Source organism: Actinacidiphila sp. bgisy167 (genome assembly GCF_057707665.1).
In genome coordinates, this window is record NZ_JBYIQP010000014.1 from 51,312 (window position 1) to 66,696 (window position 15,385).

Genomic DNA, 15,385 nt, shown 5'->3' on the forward strand with positions numbered 1-15,385 from the left:
GCGGGCCCGTCGCCGATACCCGGCGGACGTGATCCTTACTTGCGGATCAGGGAGCGCAGGACGTACTGCATGATGCCGCCGTTGCGGTAGTAGTCCGCCTCACCGGGGGTGTCGATGCGGACCACGGCGTCGAACTCGACGCCGGTGTCGGTCGTCACCTTGACGGTGCGCGGGGTGGTGCCGTCGTTGAGCGCGGTGATGCCGGAGAACGAGAAGGTCTCCTCACCGGTCAGGCCCAGCGAGTCCGCCGAGGAGCCCTCGGGGAACTGCAGCGGCAGCACGCCCATGCCGATCAGGTTGGAGCGGTGGATGCGCTCGTACGACTCGGCGATGACGGCCTTGACGCCCAGCAGCGCGGTGCCCTTCGCGGCCCAGTCGCGCGAGGAGCCGGAGCCGTACTCCTTGCCCGCCAGGACGACCAGCGGGGTGCCGGCGGCCTGGTAGTTCTGCGACGCGTCGTAGATGAAGGAGACCGGGCCGCCCTCCTGCGTGAAGTCGCGGGTGTAGCCGCCCTCGGTGCCCGGCGCGATCTGGTTGCGCAGGCGGATGTTGGCGAACGTGCCGCGGATCATGACCTCGTGGTTGCCGCGGCGGGAACCGTAGGAGTTGAAGTCGCGGCGCTCCACACCGTGCTCGGTGAGGTACGTGCCGGCCGGGGTGTCGGCCTTGATGGCGCCGGCCGGGGAGATGTGGTCGGTGGTGACCGAGTCGCCCAGCTTCGCCAGCACACGGGCGCCGGTGATGTCGGTGACCGGGTCCGGCTCCATGGTCATGCCCTCGAAGTACGGGGGCTTGCGGACGTAGGTGGACTGCGGGTCCCACTCGAAGGTGTTGCCGGTCGGGATCGGCAGCGACTGCCACTGGGCGTCGCCGGCGAAGACGTCCTGGTAGGAGGTGCTGAACATGTCCTGGCCGATCGCGGAGGCGACGACCTCGTTGACCTCCTGCTCGGAGGGCCAGATGTCCCGCAGGAAGACCGGGTTGCCGTCGGTGTCGGCGCCGATGGCGTCCTTGGTGATGTCCACCTTCATGGAGCCGGCGATGGCGTACGCGACGACCAGCGGCGGGGACGCCAGGTAGTTCATCTTGACGTCCGGGTTGATCCGGCCCTCGAAGTTGCGGTTGCCCGACAGCACCGAGGTCACGGCCAGGTCGTGCTCGTTGACGGCCTTGGAGACCTCGTCCGGGAGCGGGCCGGAGTTGCCGATGCAGGTCGTGCAGCCGTACCCGACGAGGTTGAAGCCCATCTTGTCGAGGTACGGGGTGAGGCCGGCGCGGTCGTAGTAGTCCATGACGACCTTGGAGCCCGGGGCCAGGGTGGTCTTCACCCAGGGCTTGCGGGTCAGGCCCTTCTCGACCGCCTTCTTGGCCACCAGGGCGGCGGCGACCATGACGTACGGGTTGGAGGTGTTGGTGCAGGAGGTGATCGCGGCGACGGTGACGGCGCCGTGGTCGATCTCATAGGTCGAGCCGTCGGGGGCGGTGACCACGGTCGGGCGGGTCGGGACCCCGTTGGCGGTGGCCGGGGCGTCGGAGGCCGGGAAGGACTCCTTGCCCGCCTCGTCGGCGGCGTCCTCGACGTAGTTGCGCACGTCGCTCTTGAACTGCTCTGCGGCGTTGGCCAGGACGATGCGGTCCTGCGGGCGCTTCGGGCCGGCGATGGACGGGACGACCGTGGAGAGGTCGAGCTCCAGCTTCTCGGAGAAGTCCGGCTCGGCGGCCGGGTCCAGCCACAGGCCCTGCTCCTTGGCGTACGCCTCGACGAGCGCGAGCTGCTGCTCCGAACGGCCGGTCAGCTTCAGGTAGTTGATGGTCTCCGCATCGATCGGGAAGATCGCCGCGGTGGAGCCGAACTCCGGCGACATGTTGCCGATGGTGGCGCGGTTGGCCAGCGAGGTGGCGGCGACGCCCTCGCCGTAGAACTCGACGAACTTGCCGACGACACCGTGCTTGCGCAGCATCTCGGTGATGGTCAGCACGAGGTCGGTGGCGGTGGTGCCGGTGGGCAGCTCGCCCGTCAGCTTGAAGCCGACGACGCGCGGGATCAGCATGGAGACCGGCTGGCCGAGCATGGCGGCCTCGGCCTCGATGCCGCCGACGCCCCAGCCGAGGACGCCGAGGCCGTTGACCATCGTGGTGTGCGAGTCGGTGCCGACCAGGGTGTCGGGGTACGCCTGGCCGCCTCGGACCATCACCGTGCGGGCCAGGTGCTCGATGTTCACCTGGTGGACGATGCCGGTGCCCGGCGGGACGACCTTGAACTCGTCGAACGCGGTCTGGCCCCAGCGCAGGAACTGGTAGCGCTCCTTGTTGCGGCCGTACTCCAGCTCCACGTTCTGCGCGAAGGAGTCCGGGGTGCCGAACTTGTCGGCGATCACGGAGTGGTCGATGACCAGCTCGGCCGGGGCCAGCGGGTTGATGCGGGACGGGTCGCCGCCCAGCTCCTTGACGGCCTCGCGCATGGTGGCGAGGTCGACCACGCACGGCACACCGGTGAAGTCCTGCATGATCACACGGGCCGGCGTGAACTGGATCTCCTGGCTCGGCTGCGCCTGGGAGTCCCAGCCGCCGAGCGCGCGGATGTGGTCGGCGGTGATGTTCGCGCCGTCCTCGGTGCGGAGCAGGTTCTCCAGCAGCACCTTCAGGCTGTAGGGGAGGCGCGCGGAGCCCTCCACCTTGTCCAGCCGGAAGATCTCGTACGACTCGTCGCCCACCTGCAGGGTGCTGCGGGCGTCGAAGCTGTTCGCCGACACGACAGTCTCCTTCGTAACTTTGCGCGTACCACCGCAATGCTGCCGCTTCGACCCCTGGCCGATCCGCTCAGGTAAGACTAAGTAAGGTCAGCCTCACCTGTAGCGGCAGCGGTGCGCCTGGGCAGATATCTCGATGTCGAGATAACTCTAGTACATCACCGCTGCCCGGTCATGCGCTGGGCCGCCGGATCGTTCCGGGCCGGCTCTCCCGGGAGACGGAGGGGGAACCGGTGCGCGCGCGGCCACCCCGTGCTCAGCGCCTCGGCCTGGAGTGCTTCCCCAGCGGTAGGCGTCGCCGCGGAGCGTCGCGTGCCCGATGGGGGCCACTGTGCGGTGACCGGCCCGCTGACCGGCACGACGCCGGACGGGGCGGGCCGCGGGCGGGAGCCGGGGTGGCCGGGCCGGGAGCCCCGGCCCGGCCACCGTCCACCGGCGGCTGCCGGCACCCCGGGAGTGCCGAGGGCCGGGGCGGGCACCGCCGAGATCAGCGGCGGGGGTCCCGCTCTCGGCGCAAAATCGCGGCCGGGATCGCCATGGCGCGGAAGCGGTCACGGACGGTCCGGATGTCGGGCAGCCTGCCGATCACTTCATGGACGAGCTCATGGGCACGCCCAACCGGCGGCCGCCGGCGGTCCTCAGCAGCCCCGGTGCGGTCGGTGGTCAGGGCGCTGCCGGCGCGGCACATCCTTCTACGACCGGGGCGGCGTCACCGCGTCGGCTCCAGGATGCGCTCGAGTGTCCGGCGGCCCATCGCGCTCATCGTCGGATTGCTCTCGGCGTAGTACCAGACGAGGCCCATCGCCTGTTCGAAGGCCCATGCCCTGCCGCGCTCCCACTCCAGATCGTCGCAGGCCAGTGCCCGCCGGAGCACCTCCCGTGGGCCCGGTCGCAGCAGGTGCCAGGCGCCGACCAGATCCAGCGCCGGGTCGGCCGGGCCGAAGCCGCCGGTGTCGAGTACGCCGCCGAGCCGGGCGCCCGCGACCAGTACGTTGCCGGGAATCAGGTCGCCGTGGCTCATCACATCGGGAGCCGTGCGCGGCAGCTCCCGGAAACGGCTCCACAGGTGGCGCAGCCGGGGCACGTCGAGCAGCCCTTCGCTCTCCTCGAAGCACGTCGCCATCCAGTCGTCGTGGTCGGCGAGGACGCCGCCACGGTTGTCCCCGCTGAAACGCCGCCCCCGCGTCTCGACGTCCCGCAGCCCTGCGATGAAGGCCGCGAGGTCCTCGGCGAAAGCGTGCGACCCGCTCGGGTCGGCGTCGAAGGCGACTGTTCCCGGCAGCCATGTCTGGACCGACCACGGCATGGGGAAACCCGCTCCGGGTTTCCCCAGGGCGACGGGTTCGGGAACGGGGAACCGGGACACCTGTGCCAGCTCCGCGCTCGCCCGGGCTTCGCGTTCCAGGACGGCCAGCGCCTCCGCGGGATCGGTCCGACGCAGCGGGAAACGCGCGGAGAGGTCGTCCCCGACGCGGAAGACGGCGTTGACCGTCCCGGTCGACGGCCGGCGCCGGATCGGCCTGCCGCTCCACTCGGGGAACTGTTCCCGGATCAGGGTCGCGACGATGTCGGTGGTCACGTCCACTTGGTCGTCGTGCATGGTCATGCTCGCAGGCCCTTCCCCGGATCCCTGCCGACAGCCGTACGAGGCGCCGCCGGCGGGCCGGATCAACGGAGACGACCGCCACGTTCGCATGCTCCAGAGCCCTGATCAACCGGGTTTTCGGGCAGGCACCGCCCGATGCCCGGGCGGCGTGACTCCGGCACGGGGCCCCGGAGATCACGCCGCCGGGACCTGCGTCCCGGGCGGCCCCCGCCCACATGCATGTCGGATTCTCGCTAGCCCCGGCCCTCCCGGGCCACGGATGCTGGGGAATGTGCATGAGGACTTCGAGCGCTGTGTGCGCGCCGTGCAGTCGAAGGACGCCCGTTTCGACGGGTGGTTCTTCACCGCGGTGCTGACCACCCGCATCTACTGCCGGCCCGGCTGCCCCGCGATGCCGCCGAAACCAGAGAACATGAGCTTCTACCCGAGCGCGGCCGCTGCCCAGCAGGCCGGCTTCCGCGCCTGCAAGCGCTGCCGCCCCGACGCCGCACCCGGTTCCCCGGAGTGGAACGAGCGGGCGGACCTGGTGGCTCGCGCCATGCGCCTGATCGCCGACGGGGTCGTCGACCGGGACGGTGTGCCGGGGCTCGCGGCACGTCTGGGCTACAGCTCCCGGCAGGTCGAGAGGCAGCTGCGGGCCGAGCTCGGCGCCGGGCCGCTGGCCCTCGCCCGGGCGCAGCGGGCGCAGACGGCCCGGCTCCTGATCGAGACCTCGGCGCTGCCCATGGCCGACGTCGCCTTCGCCGCGGGCTTCAGCAGCATCCGCACCTTCAACGACACCGTGCGCGAGGTCTTCGCGCTCACCCCGAGCGAGCTGCGCACGCGGGCGGCCCGGGCGCGGCATTCCGTACCCGCTCCCGACGTGTCGGGCTCCCTGGCACTGCGGCTGCCCTTCCGGGCGCCGCTGTGCCCCGGCAATCTCTTCGGGCATTTGGCCGCGACCGCCGTGCCGGGCGTGGAGGAGTGGCGGCAGGGCACCTACCGCCGCACCCTGCGGCTGCCGCACGGCCATGGGATCGTGGCCCTGCGGCCCGAGCCCGACCACATCGCCTGCCGGCTCTCCCTCACCGACTGGCGGGATTTGTCGCACGCCATCAGCCGCTGCCGGTGGCTGCTGGACCTGGACGCCGACCCTGTCGCCGTCGACGCGCTGCTGCGGGAGGACCCCCTGCTCGCCCCTTACGTGGACGAGGCTCCCGGGCGCCGGGTGCCGCGCACGGTGGACGGGGCGGAGTTCGCGGTGCGCGCCGTGCTCGGGCAGCAGGTGTCGACCGCCGCGGCGCGCACCCTGGCCGGCCGGCTGGCGGCGGCGCACGGCGAGCCCGTCACCGATCCCGGGGGCGGCCTGACCCGCCTGTTCCCCTCCCCATGGGCGCTGACCGGCCTGGACCCGCAGTCGCTGGCCATGCCGCGCACCCGGCGTGACACCCTGCGGACCCTGGTCGCCGCGCTCACCGAGGAGGGCCTGGACCTGGACGTCGGCAGCGACTGGGAGAAGGCACGGCGGCAGCTCACGGAGCTGCCGGGCTTCGGCCCGTGGTCGGTCGAGGCGGTCGCGATGCGGGCGCTCGGCGACCCGGACGCCTTCCCCGTCACCGATCTGGGCGTACGGCTGGCGGCGGAAAAACTGGGCCTCCCGGCCACCCCCGCCGCCCTCGTCCGGCGGGCCGCCGCCTGGCGACCGTGGCGCGCCTACGCCGTGCAGCACCTGTGGGCCACCGGCGACCACCCGATCAACGTCCTGCCCGACGAACGAGCCTGAGGAACGATCATGTCCCTTCGCACACACACCCTGATCGACAGCCCCGTCGGACCGCTGACCCTGGTCGCGACCGACGGCGTCCTGACCGGTCTCTACATGACCGCGCAGCGCCACCGGCCCCCGGAGGAGTCCTTCGGCATGCGCCGCGCCTCCGACGAGTCCCCGTTCGTCGGGGCCGCCGAACAGCTGGAGGGCTACTTCGCGGGCGAGTTGACCGCCTTCGACCTACCGCTGGACCTGCGCGGCACCCCCTTCCAGCAGCGTGTCTGGGCCGCCCTGCGGTCCATCCCGTACGGCTCGGTGGTGACATACGGTCAGCTGGCGGAGGAGCTCGGCAGCCCCGGCGCGTCGCGCGCCGTCGGGCTCGCGAACGGACGCAACCCGGTCGGCGTCATCGTGCCCTGCCACCGGGTGGTCGGGGCGTCCGGCAGCCTCACCGGATACGGGGGCGGGCTGGAGCGCAAGAGGTACCTGCTGGACCTCGAGCGCGGGTTGACATCTCACATGTGAGATAGTCTCCCCCCATGGGAGACGACTACCTCGCGCGTATCGGCAAGCTCATCCGTGACGCCCGCCAGCACCGCGGCTGGACACAGGCCCAGCTGGCAGAGGCTCTCGGGACGAGTCAGAGCGCGGTGAACCGTATTGAACGCGGTAACCAGAACATCAGCCTTGAGATGATCGCCCGGATCGGTGAGGCGCTCGACAGCGAGATCGTCTCCCTCGGCTACGCGGGGCCCATGCACCTGCGCGTCGTCGGCGGCCGTCGGCTCTCCGGCTCCATCGACGTCAAGACCAGCAAGAACGCGTGCGTCGCACTGCTGTGCGCCACGCTGCTGAACTCCGGACGGACCACCCTGCGCCGTGTCGCGCGGATCGAGGAGGTCTACCGCATCCTGGAGGTGCTCAGCAGCATCGGCGTGCGCACCCGCTGGATCAACGACGGCAACGACCTGGAGATCGTCCCGCCCGCGCGGCTCGAGCTGGACGCCATGGACACCGACGCCGCCCGCCGCACCCGCAGCGTGATCATGTTCCTCGGGCCGCTCATGCACCGCACCGACCGCTTCCGCATCCCGTACGCGGGCGGCTGCGACCTCGGCACCCGTACCGTCCAGCCGCATATGACCGCGCTGCGGCACTTCGGGCTGGACGTGACCGCCACCAGCGGGATGTACCACGCCCGGGTCACCCCCTCGGTGGCCCCGCGGCGGCCCATCGTCCTGACCGAGCGCGGCGACACCGTGACGGAGAACGCGCTCCTGGCGGCCGCCCGGCACGACGGGGTGACCGTGATCCGCAACGCCAGCTCCAACTACATGGTCCAGGACCTGTGCTTCTTCCTCGAGGAGCTGGGCGTGCGAGTGGACGGCATCGGCACCACCACGCTGACCGTGCACGGCATCAAGGACATCGACCGGGACGTGGACTACGCGCCCTCCGAGGACCCGGTGGAGGCCATGAGCCTGCTGGCCGCGGCCGTGGTCACCGAGTCCGAGCTCACCATCCGCCGGGTGCCGGTGGAGTTCCTGGAGATCGAGCTGGCGGTCCTGGAGGAGATGGGCCTGGACCATGAGCGCACGGCCGAGTACCCCGCCGCCAACGGCCGCACCCGGCTGATCGACCTCACCGTGCGCCCCTCCAAGCTGCGCTCCCCCATCGACAAGATCCACCCCATGCCCTTCCCAGGCCTCAACATCGACAACGTGCCCTTCTTCGCGGCCATCGCCGCCACCGCGCAGGGCTCGACCCTCATCCACGACTGGGTCTACGACAACCGCGCCATCTACCTCACCGAGCTGACCCGGCTCGGCGCCAACGTCAAACTGCTGGACCCGCACCGGGTGCTGGTCGAGGGCCCGACCCGCTGGCGCAGCGCCGAGATGATGTGCCCGCCGGCCCTGCGGCCCGCCGTGGTGACGCTGCTGGCGATGCTCGCCGCCGAGGGCACCTCGGTGCTGCGGAACGTGTACGTCATCAACCGCGGCTACGAGGAACTGGCCGAGCGCCTCAACTCCATCGGGGCGCAGATCGAGACCTTCCGCGACATCTGACCGGCGTGGTGCCGTGCCCCTTGGAGGCAAGGGGCACGGCTGAAGCGGCCCCGCGCAGCCGACGCACCGAAGGACCCGCGGTCTGGTCTCCGCGGGGCCATTCGCATGTACCGCGGAGAGTCGTCCGCGGTCACACGAGGGGGCTGTCCGGCATGGACTCCCAACGCGGCTCCCTCGGCGGCCACCCTCGCGGGAACGACTTCTCGCGCAGCAACCGCCGCAGGAACTCGGTCACTCCCCCGTCGACCAGCAGGAAGGCCGGGCACTGACGGAATGCCACGGCGACCTGCCATCGCTCACCGGCCACGCCGGGTACGAGCAGGCAGACGTCGCCGTTCCAGCCGTGATACGCCCAAGGTACGACGCTGTCCCACGCGGCCACCACCGGCGCGGCGATGTCCGGCACATCCTGGAACGCGGCATGCAGGTCCCGCCGCAACTCACGCATGAAAGTCAGCAGCGGGTCATCGCCCTGGGGGTGCGGAACGAAGAGGTGCTCGAAGAGAACACCGTCGCCGAATCCGTCGACGAGCTCCTTGTAGTCGTCGGGGAGTTCGCGGCCGAGCCAGTCCTCCACGGCCTGCCAGGACTCGGGGGAGGCGGGGCGGAAACGCTCCCGCTCCCCCAGGAGCGATTCGATGGGGCCCGGCAACTCCGTTACCTCTCGTGGGTCTTGGAGGAGCACACCGGGTCCTCGCCGGCCGCCGAGTCGATCACGTGGCAGTCGACGTCCATGCCGCGGTTTCTGTGCGCCTCCACGTGGCTTACGTTCAGGATTCCGGAATGCGGTCCCGGTACACGGGCGTCCCCTCGTAGTGCACTACCGGGCTGCCCCTGATCTGGTTGGCGATGGGTTCTCGATCGTAATCATCGTCGGCGTGTTCGCGGCGCGGTGCAGCGGCACCAGGTTGCGCAGGCCGGTGCCGGAGCCACCGATCCGGCAGCCCGCGAGGTGACCGCGAGGGCGGTTGCGGCCCGGCGGGAGCTTCCAGAAGTCCTGGGTGTCACCATGCCGGGCCGTCACCAGGCGGTCCCGGTGCCGCCGGCAGTGTCCTCCGGCCCGGAGAAGTTGCCGCCGATGCCGGTGGCTCACGCGGTCGCGACGGCCGGGAGCAGGGGGCGTGCCGGTGGGGCCGGGAACCCCTTGGCTCCCCGCGAGGCAGCCGTGATAGTCATGCTTCCGTCACGGATCATGGCCCGGGGGGAAGGGCCAGGCCAGGAGGGGGTCTTCATGAGTTCGGTCCGCCGGCATCCCGGCGTCGCGGCGGCGCCGGGGATACCGGAGCGCACGCCCGCGTTCTCGCTGAAGCGTTGGGCGCCACGTCCGCCGGCCCGGGTGGACCCGGCGCTCGGCGAGCCCGCTCTCGCGCGGCTCCGCACGTCCGCCGCGGCCGCCGACTGGCCCGCTGTGAAGGAGCAGTTGTCCGCGGTGACGGACGGCTGGGAGCTGAGCTGGCTGGTCGACAACGCCCTCGACGTCGGCGGCTACGAGCGGTGGTTGCCCAAGGTCGTCGAAGCGGAACCCGAGTGCGGGACGGCCCTGCTGGTGGCGGGGGCACGGCAGGTGCAATGGGCCTGGGAGGCCCGCACCAGGGCCCGGGCCTCCCAGGTGTCCCAGGAGCAGTTCCGGGTGTTCCACGAGAGGCTCGAAGCGGCGGAGGACCTGCTGTACCGGGCCGCCGAGCGCGAGCCGGAGTCAGCCGCCCCGTGGTACTTCCTGCAGCGGTCCGGCCGGGGGCTGGGGGTCGGCGCCGACCTCGCGCGCCTCCGCTTCGAGGCGACGGTTCGGCGCTGCCCCGGGCACCTGGGCGCCCATCTGGAGCGCCTGCAGCAGGTGTGCCGCAAGTGGGGCGGCTCGTACGAGGAGATGCACGCCTTCGCCCGGGAGTCGATGCTCGGCGCCCCCGAGGGCAGCGCGCTCGGGGTGCTTGTCGCCGTCGCTCATCTGGAGCACTGGCTCGATCTCGAGCCCGGTCGCGACAGCGCCTACATCCTGAGCGACGCGGTGGCGGAGCAACTGCACGAGGCCGCGGACCGCTCGGTCCGCCACCCCGCCTTCGGGCGCCCCACCGGCTGGGCGCACGTCCTCAACACCTTCGCCATGTCCTTCTCCCTGACCGGCGAGAACCCGTCCGCCGCCGCGGTGTTCGCGGCGCTCGGCGGACTCGTCACCGCCGACCCCTGGGAGTACCTCGACAGCGCCGACCCGCGGGTGCCCTACCGCGCCATGCGCTCCGCGGCCGGCCGCCACTGACCGCCGCCGCCCCACCGCCCGTCCGCCCACGCCGGCACCCCTGCGTTCGCGCACCGACCAGAAGGCCACCCAGGTGTCCCAGCCCACGTCCCCGTCACCGTCCCAGACAGCCCACACCTTCCAGGTAGACCTGCGCGGCCTGGTCGACCTTCTCTCCCACCACCTCTACTCCAGCCCCCGCGTCTACCTCCGGGAACTGCTGCAGAACGCCGTCGACGCGATCACCGCCCGGCAGGCGGTCCAGCCGGGCGCGCCGGCGAGGATCACCGTGCGGACCGGTGAGACGCTCAGCGTCACCGACACCGGTGTCGGGCTGAGCGAGGCCGATGTGCACACCTTCCTCGCCACCATCGGGCGCAGCTCCAAGCGCGCCGCAGACGGGGAGATCGAGGCCGCCCGCGGCGACTTCATCGGCCAGTTCGGCATCGGCCTGCTCGCCTGTTTCGTGGTGGCCGACGAGATCACCGTGGTCAGCCGCCCGGCCACCGCCTCCGGCGCCGGCGCCGTCGAATGGCGCGGTCGCTCCGACGGCAGCTACACGATCCGCACGCTCCCCGCCGACGCGCTGCCCGAGCCGGGCACGCGCGTGACGCTGACCCCGCGCGCGGACGCCCGCGAGTGGACGGAGCCCGAGCGGGTCGCCTCGCTGGCCCGGCACTACGGCAGCCTGCTGCGGCACGAGGTCACCGTCGTCGACCCGCGCGGCGAGAGCGCCCAGGTCAACGAGACCCCGCCGTGGGAACGACGCCACGGCTCGCCGCTCGCCCGCGCCGAGGCGCTGGCCGAGCACTGCCGCGCGACGTTCGGCTTCACCCCGCTCGACACCATCGACCTCGACCTGCCCGTCGCCGGGCTGCGCGGTGTGGCGTACGTCCTGCCGACCGCGGTGAACCCGTCGGAGCGGGCCGGGCACCGGGTGCATCTGAAGGGCATGCTGCTCTCGGACCGGGCCGCCGAACTCCTCCCGGACTGGGCCTTTTTCGTCCGCTGCGTCGTGGACGTCACCAGCCTGCGCCCGACGGCCTCGCGTGAGGCGCTGTACGAGGACGAGACGCTGGCCGCCGTCCGCGAGGCCCTCGGCGCCCGTATCCGGGACTGGCTGACCGGGCTCCCGGCCAGCGACCCGGTGCTGCTGCAGCGCTTCATCGACAGCCACCACCTCGCCGTCAAGGCGCTGGCCCGCTATGACGACGCGCTGCTGCGGATGCTGCTGCCGTGGCTGCCCTTCGAGACCACGGACGGCAACGTCACCCTGGAGGAGTTCGCCCGCGCCCACCCCACGGTGCTGGTCACCCGCAGCGTCGACGAGTTCCGGCAGGTCGCCCCGATCGCGGCGGCGGCCGGGCTGGGCGTCGTCAACGGCGGTTACACCTACGACCGGGACCTGGTGCACCGGCTGCCGGAGATCCGTCCCGGCACCACGGTCACCGACCTGGACCCCGCCACGGTGACGGCGCACCTCGACCCCGTCGACTCGGCCGCCGAGATCTCCGCCGCCTCCTTCCTGACCGTCGCCCGCGAGGTCGTCGGCCAGTACGACTGCGACGTCGTGCTGCGGGCCTTCCAGCCGGTCACGGCGCCCGCGCTGCTCCTGGACAACCGCGAGGCGCGCCACGAGCGCACCCGGGCCGGGCTCGCGGAGAGCAGCGACGGTCTGTGGGCGGACATCCTCGGCTCCCTGCGCACGCAGGCCCCGCGGGCGCAGCTCGTCCTCAACCACCTCAACCCGCTGGTGCGCCGGGCCGCCGGCATCACCGAGCGGGGGCTGGCGCTCTCCACGGCAGAGGCCCTGTACGGGCAGGCGCTGCTGCTCACCCGGCGGCCGCTGAAGGCATCGGAGAGCGCGCTGCTCAACCGGGCCTTCATCGGCCTGCTCACCCATGCCATGCACGACCAGGACACGCCCACGTCCGGTCCGGACGCCGAGGAGCACTGATGCTGGACACCCCCGAAGCCGTGTTCGAGGCGCTCCGCGAGAACAACGAGCGCCCCTACGGGACGCCGCGTACGGTGACGGCCGAGGAACTGGTGGAGGCGGCCGCGCAGTTCGAGGAGAAGGACGTCCTCGTCACGGCGCTGCTCGAACTCATGACGGCGTACGAGTACGCCGCAGAGCACCGCAAGTCCCCGGTGGTCTTCGCCCGGATCCTGAAGCTGTGGGAGGAGGCGCCCGGCTCCTTCAGCGAGTGGGAGGCCCGCCAGGTGCTGTGGCGTTACAAGTGGGTCACGACCTCGCTGCTCCAGGTGCCCGACGTCCCGCTCACGGCGGTCGACGGGTGGGTCGCCCAGATGGGCGAGCGCTACCGCTCCGCCGGCGAGGGCGTGCAGCCGGTGGCGGCGATGCGGCACCGCATCGCCGCGCACACGGGCGCGGACCTCGACGCGGCCTGGGACCTGTGGGTCACCCGGCCCCGGGAACCGCTCAGCGACTGCCTGGCCTGCGAGACCCGGCACCAGGGGCTGCACCACCTGGCGGCGGGCGACGACGATCAGGCCCTGAGCGTCTGGGAACCGGTCCTGACCGGCGTCCAGAGCTGCGAGGAGGAGCCCTGGGTCACCCAGGCCCACGCCCTGCTGCCGCTGCTGCGCCTCGGCCGCACCGACGAGGCCCGCTCGTACCATCTGACCGGCTACCGGCACGCCCGGGGCCGCGTCGGCATGGCCGAAGAGGTCGGACTGCACGTGGAGTTCTGCGCGCTGTCGGGCAACGAGGGCCGGGCGCTGGAGATCCTCGCCGAGAACCGCGCCCTCTTCGACGTCACCGGGGCACCGCTGTCGCTGCTCGGCTTCCTGACCGGGGTCGAGGTGCTCACCCGGCGCCTGGTCGACCAGGGGTACGACACGACGCCCGTCGCCGGACCACTGGGACGCACCTGGACGGCCCGGGAACTGCTGGAGCACGTGCGCGAGCAGGGTGACGCCCTGGCCACGGCCTTCGACCGGCGCAACGGCACCGCCACCGTCGGCGACCGCCGCCGGGCCCGGCTCGAGCGGCGACCGCCGCTCGCCGAGCCGCTGCCGCTCGGGCTGCGCACCGCGACCGTGCCGTCCCCTGAGGGCGCGCCCGCCGTCCCGGCGCCTGCCGCGGCCGCGGCCGTGCCGGAGGTGCCGGAGGACTTCGTCGCACTGGTCGAGCGGGCCCGCGAGATGGACGACGCGGGCCGTCCCGGGGACGCGGAGCTGTGGCGCGAGATCGCCGGGCGCGTCGGGGCCGAAGGCCATGTCCACGACCCCCGGCTGGGCTCGGAGGCGCGCCTGCGGGGCGAACTGGCCGAGCACCGCGCCTTCGCGGCCCTGGAGGAGGAGGACCTGGCGGCGGCGAGGGCCGCACTCGCCGAGGCACGGGAGCTGTTCGCCGAGGCCGGCCTGCCCGGGCGGGTGCTGGCCGCCCGTGCCCGGCTGGCCTCGGTGGGCGAGGAGCCCGGCGCGGAGGCGGGCGGGGCGTGGGCGGAACTGGACGCGGTGCTGCCCGAGGCCCGTGCGCTGGTGGACGGTGCCGTGGTGGACGGTGCCGCCACCTCTGAGGTCCGGCGGGCCTACCTCGTGGTGCTGCAGTGCCGGGCCTTCCTCGCGCACACCGAGGCGACGGCCGCGCTGCCCGACGTCCCGGAGCGGACGCGCGAGCGCTTCGAGGCCGCGGTGGCCGAGGCCGTGGCGGAGTCCGAGCGGCTGGGCTCCCCGGAGCGCACCGCCAACGCCCGGATGTTCGTTGCGGATCTCGCGGCGCGCTCCGGGGAACTGGACCGGGCCGAGCAGGAGCTGCGGAACGTGCTGCGGGCCGTGGAGGAGGCCGGGACGCCCTGGCGGGCCACACGCCCGAGGGGGCTGCTCGGCCAGGTGCTGCTGCAGCAGCACCGCCCCGAGGAGGCCATGGAGCAGTTCCGCGGCGCGCTCGCGTCGGCCGCCGCGTACGGCGACACCGCGTTCCCGGTGGCGCGCACCCACGCGCTGCTCGGCCACGCCGCCCACCACGCGGGCGACCTGGGCGCCGCCGTGCGCCATCTGTCCGACGCGGCGGCGCGGCTGGACCGTGAGGGCGACGCTCCCGGCGCCGCCGAGCTGCGGGTGGAGTTGGCGGATGTGCTCGCCCGCGCCGACCGGCAGGCGGACGCCGTCGCCGTGCTGGAGTCGCTGGTCTCGGACGAGGCCGCGGCCGCGGCCGCCATGGACGAACGCGCCCTGGCCCAGGCCCGGCTGCTGCTGGCACGGGGTCTGCGGGAGCTGGCGGAGCACCGCGCGAGCGCCGAGCAGTTCCTGCTGCTCGCCGACGCCGTCGAGCCGTGGGAGGAGCAGTCCACCCACACGCTCGTGGCCTCCGAGGCCGCCGTCGCCCTGCTGGCGGCCGGCCGCGAGGACGCGGCGCGCGCCGCGTACGAGCGCGCCGTCGCCTCGCACGCCAAGGGACCGAACCCGCACGCGGTCGCGGAGATGATGCGGGACTTCGCGGCGCACGCCGTGTCGGCCGGTGGCCCCGAGGGCCTGGAGGCGGCCTTGGGCCACCTGCGCGAAGCCGACGAGGTGGTGGCGGCCGTCCCTGCGGACGACGAGGACATCGCCCTCTGGTACGAGACCGGCTCCACGCACTACCGGCGCGGCAGGGTCTACGCCGGCGCCGAGCGCTTCACCGAGGCGCTCGCCGAACTGGAGCGGGCGATCGCCGCCCACGAGGAGGGCGGACCCCGGGGTGAGGCGCCGCGCGCCGAGGCCGTCCGGGTCGCCGCGCTGGTCGAGGCGAACGGGCTGGACCGACCTCAGGCCGCCCTGGCGCGCCTGCGTGCGGCGGTCGTCCGCTGCCGGGAGGCCGGGCTCGACCACGCGGTCGAGATCCTCTCCCGCCTCGCCGACGAGGTCTCCTCGCGCCGCCGGGGCTGACGCCCCGGGACGAAGACGGCGACCGTCCCGGAGGGCGGTCGCCGTCCGCCCCGAGGGTGGTGGGCCGCCCCGCCGGGCGGGTCCGGG

At 72.8% G+C, this 15,385-nt stretch carries 10 protein-coding genes; 6 read left to right on the forward strand and 4 right to left on the reverse strand.

Going from position 1 to position 15,385, the window contains the following annotated elements; all coding sequences use genetic code 11:
- Positions 1–35 precede the first annotated feature (35 nt).
- Together acnA and AC3ET4_RS08185 are read right to left on the reverse strand one after the other, a co-directional pair.
- Complete coding sequence (gene acnA / locus AC3ET4_RS08180) at positions 36–2,753, reverse strand: aconitate hydratase AcnA (RefSeq protein WP_431947494.1); 2,718 nt, start codon at positions 2,751–2,753, stop codon at positions 36–38.
- Positions 2,754–3,459: 706 nt separating this feature from the next.
- Positions 3,460–4,356 carry an aminoglycoside phosphotransferase family protein gene (locus tag AC3ET4_RS08185; protein ID WP_431947496.1) on the reverse strand — a complete coding sequence of 299 codons (897 nt, stop codon included), beginning with the start codon at positions 4,354–4,356 and terminating at the stop codon, positions 3,460–3,462.
- Between the two features lie 271 nt (positions 4,357–4,627).
- On the opposite strand from AC3ET4_RS08185, the gene AC3ET4_RS08190 reads away from it, so the two are divergent.
- From AC3ET4_RS08190 to AC3ET4_RS08200, 3 genes are read left to right on the forward strand one after another with little or no spacing between them, the layout of a single operon-like run.
- Entirely contained in the window at positions 4,628–6,118 is a 1,491-nt protein-coding gene (locus AC3ET4_RS08190; protein ID WP_431947498.1) for an AlkA N-terminal domain-containing protein, read from the forward strand.
- A gap of 9 nt (positions 6,119–6,127) precedes the next feature.
- The gene (locus AC3ET4_RS08195) at positions 6,128–6,628 is read left to right on the forward strand and encodes a methylated-DNA--[protein]-cysteine S-methyltransferase (RefSeq protein WP_431947500.1); all 501 of its coding nucleotides are present in this window, start codon (positions 6,128–6,130) and stop codon (positions 6,626–6,628) included.
- 14 nt (positions 6,629–6,642) lie between these two features.
- Complete coding sequence (locus AC3ET4_RS08200) at positions 6,643–8,172, forward strand: UDP-N-acetylglucosamine 1-carboxyvinyltransferase (protein WP_431947502.1); 1,530 nt, start codon at positions 6,643–6,645, stop codon at positions 8,170–8,172.
- Positions 8,173–8,302: 130 nt separating this feature from the next.
- Here the strand turns inward: AC3ET4_RS08200 and AC3ET4_RS08205 are convergent, their stop codons facing one another.
- Positions 8,303–8,824: an SMI1/KNR4 family protein gene (locus AC3ET4_RS08205; protein ID WP_431947504.1), complete on the reverse strand. Its 522-nt coding sequence runs from the start codon at positions 8,822–8,824 to the stop codon at positions 8,303–8,305.
- A gap of 168 nt (positions 8,825–8,992) precedes the next feature.
- Entirely contained in the window at positions 8,993–9,265 is a 273-nt protein-coding gene (locus AC3ET4_RS08210; protein WP_431947505.1) for a DNA/RNA non-specific endonuclease, read from the reverse strand.
- Between the two features lie 138 nt (positions 9,266–9,403).
- Between AC3ET4_RS08210 and AC3ET4_RS08215 the strand changes: the two genes are divergently transcribed.
- From AC3ET4_RS08215 to AC3ET4_RS08225, 3 genes are all read left to right on the forward strand, one after another.
- Complete coding sequence (locus AC3ET4_RS08215; protein ID WP_431947508.1) at positions 9,404–10,426, forward strand: hypothetical protein; 1,023 nt, start codon at positions 9,404–9,406, stop codon at positions 10,424–10,426.
- Positions 10,427–10,499: 73 nt separating this feature from the next.
- Positions 10,500–12,362, forward strand: a complete 1,863-nt coding sequence (locus AC3ET4_RS08220; RefSeq protein ID WP_431947510.1) for an HSP90 family protein — start codon at positions 10,500–10,502, stop codon at positions 12,360–12,362.
- Complete coding sequence (locus AC3ET4_RS08225; RefSeq protein WP_431947512.1) at positions 12,362–15,298, forward strand: hypothetical protein; 2,937 nt, start codon at positions 12,362–12,364, stop codon at positions 15,296–15,298. Before AC3ET4_RS08220 ends, AC3ET4_RS08225 begins: the two co-directional genes overlap by 1 nt.
- Positions 15,299–15,385: the final 87 nt, after the last annotated feature.